The organism is Providencia sp. PROV269, from assembly GCF_028477785.1.
In the GTDB taxonomy this organism is placed as follows: domain Bacteria; phylum Pseudomonadota; class Gammaproteobacteria; order Enterobacterales; family Enterobacteriaceae; genus Providencia; species Providencia rettgeri.
This window is the reverse complement of record NZ_JAMPLV010000001.1, coordinates 208,326-219,703: the sequence shown is the minus strand read 5'-3', so window position 1 is coordinate 219,703 and position 11,378 is coordinate 208,326. Positions and strand designations below refer to the sequence as shown.

At 40.9% G+C, this 11,378-nt stretch carries 6 protein-coding genes and 1 pseudogene; all 7 read right to left on the bottom strand.

What is annotated here, in order from left to right; genetic code table 11:
• Window positions 1-6: 6 nt before the first annotated feature.
• The 7 genes and pseudogenes from PR683_RS00940 to cmoM all read right to left on the bottom strand — a co-directional run bounded on the left by PR683_RS00940 (window position 7) and on the right by cmoM (window position 11,044).
• Complete coding sequence (locus PR683_RS00940) at window positions 7-654, bottom strand: MBL fold metallo-hydrolase (RefSeq protein WP_164528978.1); 648 nt, start codon at window positions 652-654, stop codon at window positions 7-9.
• A gap of 39 nt (window positions 655-693) precedes the next feature.
• The gene (locus PR683_RS00935) at window positions 694-1,242 is read right to left on the bottom strand and encodes a YcbK family protein (RefSeq protein WP_004256173.1); all 549 of its coding nucleotides are present in this window, start codon (window positions 1,240-1,242) and stop codon (window positions 694-696) included.
• Between the two features lie 379 nt (window positions 1,243-1,621).
• A pseudogene (gene ldtD, locus PR683_RS00930) lies at window positions 1,622-3,364 on the bottom strand (L,D-transpeptidase).
• Between the two features lie 421 nt (window positions 3,365-3,785).
• Window positions 3,786-8,228: a chromosome partition protein MukB gene (gene mukB, locus PR683_RS00925; RefSeq protein WP_164528980.1), complete on the bottom strand. Its 4,443-nt coding sequence runs from the start codon at window positions 8,226-8,228 to the stop codon at window positions 3,786-3,788.
• Window positions 8,228-8,953, bottom strand: coding sequence for a chromosome partition protein MukE (gene mukE, locus PR683_RS00920; protein ID WP_004909591.1), 726 nt, complete (start codon window positions 8,951-8,953; stop codon window positions 8,228-8,230). Before mukE ends, mukB begins: the two co-directional genes overlap by 1 nt.
• Complete coding sequence (mukF, locus tag PR683_RS00915) at window positions 8,934-10,259, bottom strand: chromosome partition protein MukF (protein WP_109911049.1); 1,326 nt, start codon at window positions 10,257-10,259, stop codon at window positions 8,934-8,936. The genes mukE and mukF overlap by 20 nt, the downstream gene beginning before the upstream one ends.
• The gene (gene cmoM, locus PR683_RS00910) at window positions 10,256-11,044 is read right to left on the bottom strand and encodes a tRNA uridine 5-oxyacetic acid(34) methyltransferase CmoM (RefSeq protein WP_004909582.1); all 789 of its coding nucleotides are present in this window, start codon (window positions 11,042-11,044) and stop codon (window positions 10,256-10,258) included. Before cmoM ends, mukF begins: the two co-directional genes overlap by 4 nt.
• Between the last annotated feature and the right edge of the window lie 334 nt (window positions 11,045-11,378).

Sequence of the window (11,378 nt, the reverse complement as noted above, 5' to 3'; positions counted from 1 at the left end):
TTTTAATTACCAAACTGGTTGTTCATCTTGCAAGAAAGGGTTTGTTTTTCGTTCAAAACCGAGATTAGACATCGGCCCGTGACCTGGTATAAATTGAAAATCATCACCAAGAGGTAATACTTTATTTTTAATAGAGGAGATTAAGTCTTGGTGGTTACCGCGAGGAAAATCACTTCGCCCGACTCCCCCTTTAAACAATACATCACCCATTGAAATTAATTTATCAGCGTGATTCACAAAAATAATATGACCAGGGGTATGACCGGGACAATGCAACACATCAAATGTGATATTGCCACAAGTTACTTTATCCCCTTCTTCTAACCAGTAATCTGGCGTAAAATCAGGGCATTCGCCAATGTAAAACATCGCATTTTGCTCTGCGAGGTTTTCAATCCAAAAAGCGTCTTCTTTTTGTGGGCCATAAATAGGCACTGAAAAGTGCTTAGAGAGGATAGCTGATGCACCGATATGATCAGAATGGCCATGAGTTAACAGAATTTTAGTTAACTTCAACCCAAGGTTTTCAATAGTAGAAATTAATTTTTCCGCTTCTCCTCCGGGATCAACAACAACTGCATCTAACGTATTTTCATCCCAAATAACTTGGCAGTTTTGCATAAACGGTGTTACTGGGATAATAGTATATTTCATCGAGCAATTACTCCGTAATCTATGTCACCTATGCACAGATTACCACGTTCTTGCTGGTCCTGTATCGATATGTATAAAATTGCTTCGAGGATAATAACCAACGCCACCCGCTTTCATTTTCAATGCGGCTTTACGGATATTGCTCAACTGTAAACCTTCAATATGGAAATCCATTGCCTGCCCGCGTGTGTGGTAGCTTTTTTTCGCCACACCAGAGCTTTTACTGCGTAATTTATTATTAGTCTCTAAAGAACGATAACCAGAAATAAGCTGCACAGGTTTATTTGTTCCCATCATCATTTGTAATAAATAGATTTGATCAAACAGTTTGGGGTCGATGGTTTTCACTTTGTCACAACGATAGTCACGGAAAAAATGATTTAAACGTGCTAGTTCAGACTTATTGTAGCGGCGCCCATCAAAAAATTCAGTTTTTAACGATTCGCCTGTATTAATATTTTGAAAACGTAAAATACGTGGTCGAGGGGTCGTCATTGCAGCAAATACATGGCTTGGTAATAAACTAAGGCCAATCGTTGCGGCCCCAATACCTAACCATTTTCTGCGGGATTGATCAATTATATCCATAGGTGATAGCTCAGACTCTAATAAATTCAGTATTAATCGATAAAATTTTGGCAACCTATTGAGTCTAGCAAATCATGCCTAGCTTTAATGTATAATAATGTAAAGATATGCATACTTCACAGAAATTTTATTGCAATTTTCGTCAAAAAGAGAGTTTTGTCACTCAAACCGCTCGAAACATGCAATTTAAAACACAAATTATGCTGCCTTTTTCAAAGGTGAATAAAATGGTAATGGCTGAATAGCCATAAAACAATAGAATAAACAGGATAAAACGGATTTTAGTGGAATTTTGCTGAATGGAAATGTACAGCAAAGAATATTCAGACAGTTAATTTAAATATCTAAGGGGAGAAAAACTCCCCTTTTAAATAAACAATTAGTTTAAAATCTTTTTCAAAATTGGCAAATATTTATCTGCATTATTAATAGAATTATCATACTGATAAATATCGGCTCGATATTGTGGTTGCTGGTCTTTATCTACCCAAGCAGTTTGATAGTACAGAAAAACTGGGATCCTATCGGGTATATTCACATACCGTGTTGCGCCTTCTTTCAATGCACCATCAATTCGTTTTTGTTCCCAACCAGCATCACCTAACAAAATACTGGCTAATTCGCTTGCTTTATTCACTCGCACACATCCAGAGCTTATTGCACGTGCATTACGATTAAATAAACTATGGTTTGGTGTATCGTGTAAATAAATCGCATCTGAACTCGGCATATTAAACTTGTAGCGCCCTAATGAATTGGTAGGGCCAGGGGCTTGTCGAATGCGATATGGGAAATTCGCTGGGGTGATATTTTCCCAATCTATCGCATAAGGATCAATTTCGTACGAATCGGAGCCTCAACCTGAATACACTGTATACCCTTTACGGCTAAAATAACTTGGATCTTGCTTTCCTTTTGGTGCGATATCTTTACGAGCCATACTGGTTGGCACGCTCCAAGGCGGATTAATAACCACGTTATTTAGTGCACTACTCATGATCGGTGTTTTGCGATCAGCACGACCAACAATCACTTTTGAATCTAAAATCACTTCATCATTTAAATAGAAATCTAAAGAATAGCCAGGAATATTGACTAAAATTCCGGTACCACTACTTGCAGGAATAATACGCAAGCGCTGAATATTAAGTGCCATTAAACCCGCTTTCTGCTTAGGCTGCATATTTAGCCAAACACGCGTACCTTTTCCAACCACACCATCTGCTTCTAAACCATATTGTAATTGGAATTTTTTTACAGCCTCGACGAGTTCTTGGTCATAGACTTTCGACACAGCGCTCGCTGGTGTTTCTGATGGTTCGACTGTTTGTTCAACCGCCTGTTCTGCGACTTGAGCCATTGTCTCAGGAGGTTCAATTTCTTCGGTTACACTTCCACCTTCAAGTAACCCTTCACGTTGTAAGATTTGACGTAACATAACCACATCATCGCTAGACTGCCCTGGCTTTAATGTTTTCGTTCCCACAATTTCCAAATTATCTTCAGGCATCGCCAATAATTTCAACATTTCCTTGCGCATTGGCACATACATTGGATGATTTGGCGCCTGTGATTTTACCCAACTACTTAGGTTATTAGACTCAACTGCATCTAGCCATGGTTTCATTTGAGCCGTCGTGGGCGCAATAATTTTATATGGCCGATTCGTGTATAACCAATACTGCCCACTCGCTTCTATCGAAGATAAATACTGTAAATAGCCAAGCATGGCATCAGACAAAATAGCGTCACGGCCCAACTCATTTAATTGGTTATTTTCCAATATCGCCAACCATTCCCCGAATTGCGGCTGAACGCCAGCAAGAGATAATTCTGCCAATTGCTGTTGAAATTGGCTAATTGCTGTTTCATCTTGCCACAATAGCTGCATTTGCCTTTCAGCATATAGTTTTGCTAATTGCGTAGAAAAAATGGGTTTCACATCCGTAGGAAGCGACTGTGTTATTTTGGCTAAACTTTCTGTTGGTGTAACTGAAGCTATCGTTTGAACTTCAGAAACACTTTGCTGCGTATTTTCTTCGTTTGAAAATGCAGGAAATTGTAACGCCATCAACCCGCATATTACTGAGACTTGCAGAGCTCGCACTCTTCTCTTCGCCATACATCCACCTTAATTTACTACATGGATAACAATATTTTTATTATAATTACAATTTTATTGTATTTGATTTTAGCAGTAATGTTATAGGAATAGACTAATTTTCCTTTTTTCAGATTATATGCAGTTACGTTAACAATTAGTGAGAAAAAGAATTATTTTCATCATAGATAAATTCAAACATTTATTGGTGCCTTAAACATAGATGAAATTTATTTTAATTAAAAGCTTTAACTAATGCTTTCTTTGCCACTTAATTCCATATAAAAAAAGTGGTTTTTATCATGGGATAATATATTTTAAAAATCGGGTTTTATTCAAATTAATTAATAATCCTGTGAAACTGCTTCTATGCTATTTGTTAAATATAAAAAAACCGATATTCATTCCTAAATACCGGCTTTCATTTTATTCACAAAGACTATTATTGCAATGAGGGTGCTTGTACATTCGGGTTTTCTTGCCCGAATCCCTTTAGGCCAACAACATGCACATGCTCATGTGTGCCAATCACTTTACGAACTAATTTATACGTCGTGCCTTTCTCTGGGCTAATATTTTCTGGTGCGGCAATAATCAATTGCATTTCAAGCCTATCGCACAGCTCAAATAACGTCGCAATAGATTTAGCATCTAATCGCGCAGCTTCATCTAAGAATAATAAACGACAAGGAATAATATCTTTCGCACGTAAACGACGAGACTCTTCTTCCCAGCTCTGTACGACCATCACTAAGATCGACATCCCAGTACCAATCGCTTCACCCGTTGATAACGCACCACTTTCCGCTTTTAGCCAGCCATCTGAACCTCTGTTCACCTCGACGTCTAACTCTAAGTAATTACGGTAATCAAGTAGTTCTTCACCTATCGTTTGTGGCAACCGCTGCCCAACATCCACTTGTGGGTTAAGGCGTTGATACAATTTCGCCATCGCTTCAGAGAATGTTAACCGTTGGCTGGTGAACAAGTCTTGATGCATTTCACTTTCTTCAGAAAGCACACTAAGTAACAATGCATGGCTTTCACGAATATTCACATTGAGGCGAACCCCTTTAACCTGGCCAAACGCCACCGCTTGCAGCCCTTGGTTTAGCATACGAATACGATTCTGCTCGCGCTGAATGGTTTTGCGAATAATATTCGCCACACTTTTTGAACTGATCGCCAATTTTTGCTCACGCGCTGTTAGCTCTTCTGTTAAACGCGCCAGTTCAATCTCCATTTGCTCGATTGCATCAATCGGGTCATCTGTACGAATAATATCTTGGCGAATACGTTCACGTAGGTGTTGGTATACCGCGATAAAGAATTTTATCTTCCGATCTGGGTGTTTTGGATCTTCAGATAAACGCAATACATCGCGTAAATGTTCGTTATCCGCAACCGCTAAACGCAGCGCACCCAAGGCTTTATCCGACATCGAACGTAAGCTATCACCGTCAGTATAGGCCAGCTCACGGCGATGTAGACGACGCTCAACGCCATTGTCTTTCACCAAGCGCATGACCGCACACCAACCTGCTTTTGCCGTCACTACCTGCTCACGCAGCATATAGTAGTCTTTTTCTAACTTACGAAGACGCTTCTGTAAGTTATCCATTTCAGCTTCACATAATGTCAGCTGTTTTTCTAACTGGTTAATACGACTACGATTTTCCATGACCCGCTGGTGCAATTCATCGCGTCGAATGCGAGCACGTTCTTGAGCATCAGGATCTGCTTTTACGCCAATCTCTTGCATTTCAACTTCGAGTTCTTTCAACATCTCTTGTTTGGTATCGAAAGAACTGCGTAACGAAGCAAGGACTTGATGGAACTGTGCACTTTGTGCTTGGTGCTGACGCAATTGTTCACGAGCACGTGTACGTTCAGTTTCTGCCTGCTCTAAACGTTGGCGTAGTTTTTCATTCAAGTCCGCATTTTCATTCACCATCCCCGTTGAATCACTGTAACTAAAGTGAGCACGGCGCTGAACGACTTCGACTAATGCAAAAGCTTGTTGTTTAGCATTTTGTTGGCTGTGTTTTGCTGCCTCATAATCTTTACGTAATTGCTCATGTTGTTCAGGGTCACTGAGCAACACGGTCACAATCGGTTCTAATTTTTCTAACGCATGACCATGCTTATTCAGAAAATGCGCGGCTTCTTCCGCTTCCGTTAGCTCTTCGCTTATCTCTTCGACTCTGTCCACCAATGTTTCATCGAGTAATAACCCCATCTGAGGTAATAAGCGATTAAGAGCCGCAAGGCTTTCTTTGCCTTGTGCAAATTGTTGACGTTGTTGCTGAGTTTGCTCTTCAAACTGTACCAAAGCACGTTCAATTTCCGAACGTTTCTGATTAAGCGTACGAATTTCAGCTTCAGGATCATCTTCAAAGGCCACCGAAATATGTTGACCAATAAACCGACTGAATGCTTGGTGTGAACGCTGAATTTTCTGTACGTCAAATGACAGGTTCGCGTAACGCTCAGCCAGCTCATCACGCTCAGCAGTTAATGACTCTAAATGACTTTCACGAGCAGCACGACCAAACAAAGGCAATTCAGGATAACGAGAGTAACGCCATTGACGCTCAGACGAACGGACTAATACCGCACTTTCAAATTCTTGTGCATCAAAAACGCTGTCATCGAACGATTGAGGATCCCCTTCGATAAAATAAACATCATCAGGGCAATCTTGTAATGTTTCGAGCTGGCTACGGACCACAGATAAGTCTTGAACCACAATACCATGACGAGCAGGGCCATATAATGCAGAAAAATAAGCCGCATCTTCAATGGTAATATCATCATAAATTTCAGATAACAAAACACCATTAAAGCGCTCTGCCAACGCTAACATGCGGCCATCTTCCGCACCGCTTGGCTGGCTTAGCCGCTCAATTTGCTTTTCGAGATCTTTACGTTGCGCAGCAACTTCATCTCGTTCAACCGTTATTTCCCTTTCTTGTTCGAGGAGTTGCTGCATAAATTCAGTCACTGCAGTACTTGACTCAAACGTTTCATGAGATTGCTCATTAAGCTGTGTTAGTGCTTCTTGAGCCATAATCCATGCGGGAGCTTTAGATGAAAGTTGGCTAATACGCAGGCGAATTTGTTCCAATTCTTGGCGCATTTGCATCCGCCTTTCGCCACTCTCATTCACACCAACACTAAGTTCCTCTTGTTGTGCTTCCAGTTCAGCCATAAATGCGTCAAGCTCATCTGGCTCATAGCTTTGCCCATGACGTTTACAAAATTCCGCCAACATACGTTCTGCATTTTGCTGGCTATTCAAACGCTGTTGTAATTCAGAGAGTTGCATACGTAACGGTTGCACTCGCTCCGCTAAATGCTGTTGAGATGACCAATCACGTAATAATGTACGCGCTTGTTGGTATGCATCACTGCGGCTAACTTCCCCTATCATATTTTTAACTAATTGATAGGCTTGTTCAAATTGGCTATGAGCAGCATCCGCTACACTTATTTTTTGCTCAAGCGCTAATAACGTTTGAGTTGCTTGTTGCTCACGCGCTTCGAAGGTATCTAACCATTCATCTGCATTATCAATGGATAATTCAGGAAGTTGACACAATTCACGAGCACGCGTTAAAGCATGCAACGCTTGTTGGTACTGAATAGCGCGTGTTTGTTGTACATCCAAAGCTTGTTGGTAATCGGCGAGTTGATTTTTTAGTTCGTCAACTTCAATTTCAGCGGCTTCAGCTCGTGCTTCATATTCTTCTTGAGTTTCAGTCGCCTCAGCAACAACTTCACTTTGTTCTTCAAGACGATAAGTCAGTTCTTCGATGTCTGCTTGATAGCGATCGATTTTTTCTTGTTGACGCAGCGCGGCTTGCACTAAATTTAAATGGTCACTGGCTGCTTGGTAGTCCGCTTCTAATTCTGTAGAAGCCCCATTCTGCTCATTCAACTCACGCGCCATTTCGACACTGCGGACTTGTTCAATTCGCAATTGTTTACGGCTGGCTAATAGCTCATTGCGCGCAGCTAGTGCTGCATCAAGGTGAATGCGTCTTTCATTGGAATGGCGCATATAATCCGCAGAAACATAATCAGTCGCCTGGCTAATTAAATGTTTGAATAAGTCGCGGTCTGATTGAGTGACACGAATGGCTTCTAATGTTAAACGGTTTTCACGCAAAGCCGCTTCCATATCTTGGAATGCTTTACGTACCCCACTGTTTTCTGGCAATAAATAATCACGTAATGAGCGGGTGATTGCGCTAGAAATACCGCCATATAGTGACGCTTCAATCAGTCGATAATATTTGCTTCGATCACTCGCGGAGCGTAAACGTTTAGGTAAAACCCCTAATTCAAACAGGGTCGAATGGTAATCGGTAATTGAGCTAAACTGCTTAAATAAAACGCCTTCCTGTTCCTCAAGACGTTCTTTTAGTTCATTGAGTGGAATGACTTTGGCTTGTCGCCCATCGATAACTTCCGTCAATATTTCCGTTGGAACTGTCGCCAATGGAATGCCTTGTACCATAAATGGCTTAATATCAACTTTCTTATCGCGCCCAGCGACTTGCTGTAAACGCACACCCACCATGACACGCTGATGCTTCGAGTTTAATACATCCAAAATAGCGTAGCAGACACCTGGGCGTAATTTCCCGTGTAAGCCTTTATCCCGCGAACCAGATGTCGCACCGGCTTCCGTTGTGTTACGGAAGTGAAGTAAGGTTAAATCGGGGATCATTGCGGTAATAAACGCCGCCATTGTGGTTGATTTACCCGCACCATTACCACCCGATAACGTGGTCACTAATTCATCAAGGTCAAAGGTTCGGGCAAAAAAACCGTTCCAATTCACCAGCGTCAGTGAGCGAAATTTTCCGCGTTCAATCATTATTCTTCATCCTCATCACTTTCTGCCGGTTCTTGACTCTCTTCGCCATCCTCTTCATCACCATCTTTTAGTGATAATTCACCGTCAAGAGAGATAGCTTCACCATCACGGATCATCCTTAACTGTGCATCTTGTGGGTTATCACCACTGCGTACATCGGCACCAAAACGAAATACAGATTCGCTAATAATAAATTTACTTGAATCATTTTGCAGAAAATGCACCATTCCCAAACGGCGTAAGCGATTGAGTGATGTTCTTAATTTTTCCTGCAATTTTTGTTTATCTAGGTCAGAACCTGTCGAACGTTGATTAACAAATTTAAGTAATTTGCTTTCATCCGCTAATGATAACAATTCTTCAAATAACTCTTGTGAGGTAAAAATACCTTGGTTACTCAAGCGTTCAGGGCTGAGATAGAGATAACAAAGAATTTTTCCAACCATCATATCTAATTCAGATAACACGGAGCGAGGTATTAAGGTTGTTGAGCGCGGACGTAAATAAAAGAAACCTTCAGGGGCGCGAATTAGCTCTACGTTATACCGTGCATAAAATTGTTCTAATGCTTCCTGAAAATCCATTAAAAATGCGTGGTTATCAAGGTCATCAACACTAATATGGCGACCTGAACGCAATTGGCTGTCTAGCTCTGGAAAAATCGGGTTAGCTAATGCTTGAGCCAGCTTAACTGGCATAAATTGTTCAATATTTGTCGATGACATGTGCCTGTACCTTGGCTCCGTGATCATTAATAGCTTGCCATTCTGCCGGTAATCCCGCCAAATCAGCCTCTGCGATACCTAATTTAACAGCTTGGTCGATAATAATTCGAGCAACATCAAAATGACGTTTTTGTGGGTATTGCAGTAAGTAGTCATGCAACACACGGCCCACATCGAGTGGCCGCTGCTCTGTTTTATAAATGGCTAACTCAATTTCCATTAGCTCTGCAAGCTTGTCATTTAATTCACTAAACTCTTCAAATTCAAGCTCTGGGGGTAATTCACCCATGACTTCTTCATCATGCAACGCAAGCTCTTCATCACGCATATCGAATAATCGATCCGCATTGGCGTAAGTGAGTGCCCAAGGGCTATCAAGGTAATGCTGAACAGATTGACGTAACCGCTGAGAAAAAATTCTATTTTTGTCCATATCGATGGCCGTACGGATAAACTTATGAACATGACGATCATAACCAATCCATAAATCGATAGATTGTTGACCCCAGCTAACGATACGATCTAATTTATTTTGCAGGTCAAAAACCAGCCTATCCACTAAATCCGAGAACGCTGGCGCATTCATATTGGCTTCTTGAATACGTAATAAATTCGCTTGCAGTTTATCCCCTGCGGCTTCCAATGTGTCTTGCAGCTCACGCAATGTACCTGATGTTTCTGAGAGTAATTGCTCACAGTTAGCGATAGCTGCCTGCCAGTCTTGATTTAATAATGCCGCAATATCTTCTTTTACTGAATTTTGTTGTTCATCCATAATGCGTTGCGATAAATCAATACTGTCAAAAATTTCAGCAACTGAATATTTTAGTGGAGCAAACACATAACGATGCCAATAAAATTCATCGCCCCCTTCCTCAGCAGCCTCAGCGGCACGTTGTAGTTCTCCAGCAACAATAGAAAGCTGCATGGAAAGTCTTAATGTTGAGAACTCTCGCTGACGAATATAATAATCGCTGATACCAATCCCCAAAGGGGTTAGGCGGTAAATTGCATTACCTTCAACAATGTCACTAGCAAAACGGTTAAATATCTTCTGGCGAACCATATCATTGATAGCATTATTGGCTCTTACCGCCAAAGATTCAGTCGTCTGTTCAAACCCTTTGCAAACCTCACGAAAGGCATCAATCAGCTCCCCTTCACTCATTTCACCATTGACTCTTTCACTGTTTAATACCGCTACCGCGAGCAAAAATGCTAAACGTTCAGCGGGAAGTGAAATCGAAAAATCATTTTTTCGTGCCCAAGACACAAGTTCAGGGACGGTCTGGGAAAAATCACTCATAAATCGTCCTTTTGTATTTGTTTGCGTGCCATGACATGAATATAACGCCCCATGCTAATATAGGGTTCTTCACGGCAATACTGCTGTTCTAATGCCAACAATGCCGGAAAATCTTTCTGCTGTAACTGCCGACTTTGTAAATAGTCATGGAATACCCTGACACCACTTTTACCGATAATTTGCATATTACACTCACCCAACCAAGCATCAACTTGATGAGGAAAAAGCGGTTTTTGTGGTGATAACGAGCGTTTACGACGACGTTGAATATGTGGCGTTGCAAGATGAAAATTTCCCAAAATTGCGTTACGCATCACCAAGCCATTTGCATTATAGAACATGACAGAAAATACGCCTTCAGGTCTAATTATATCTACCAGTTGTTCAATTGCATATTTTTGATCGCTAATCCATTCAAGTACTGCATGAAATAAAACAAGGTCAACCGGTTCATCAATATACTGAGCTATGTCTTGCGCTGCACAATGAATAAAACGCATGTTATCGCTTATGCCTTGTTCCTTGGCGAGTTCACCGGCGCGCTCCAACATCTCTTCGGATAAATCGCAAAGTATCACTTGATGTCCCATTTCGGCTAGTTTGCGTGAAAAATGCCCTTCTCCCCCGCCTGCATCAAGTATTTTTAGGGTTTTCCCTTCAAATTGGCTGCACAATAATTGAGTTAAATCTTGCCAAACTACCGCTTCTCGTATTTTTCCTTTTGTCGTTCCGTAGATATTTTTTGCAAATTTATCGACAATATCATCAAAGTTGCGGTCTGCCATGTGCTATCCGGTTGCCTATCATCTATTATTTAAAGCGGTTTATGCGCCAATTTGTCGCGAAAAAACGTAAAATGGTTGATTACACCCTGATACTGGGAAAATTAATGCTAACCAGAAATATTCTCACATTGTATTGCACTTATCACATACAATGCGAAGCGACAGTTAAAGCAGGAATTATAACAGATAATCGCTATATTTTTGCATAGTACTTTATTGTACTCAGCAAATTTCAATTTAGTGCTATTAAACACTAATTTGTTATTTTTACGCCAATTTAGCTGCTTTATTGCGTTTTTTTTCTGTAAACACCACCACAACGATTGTTCGATAA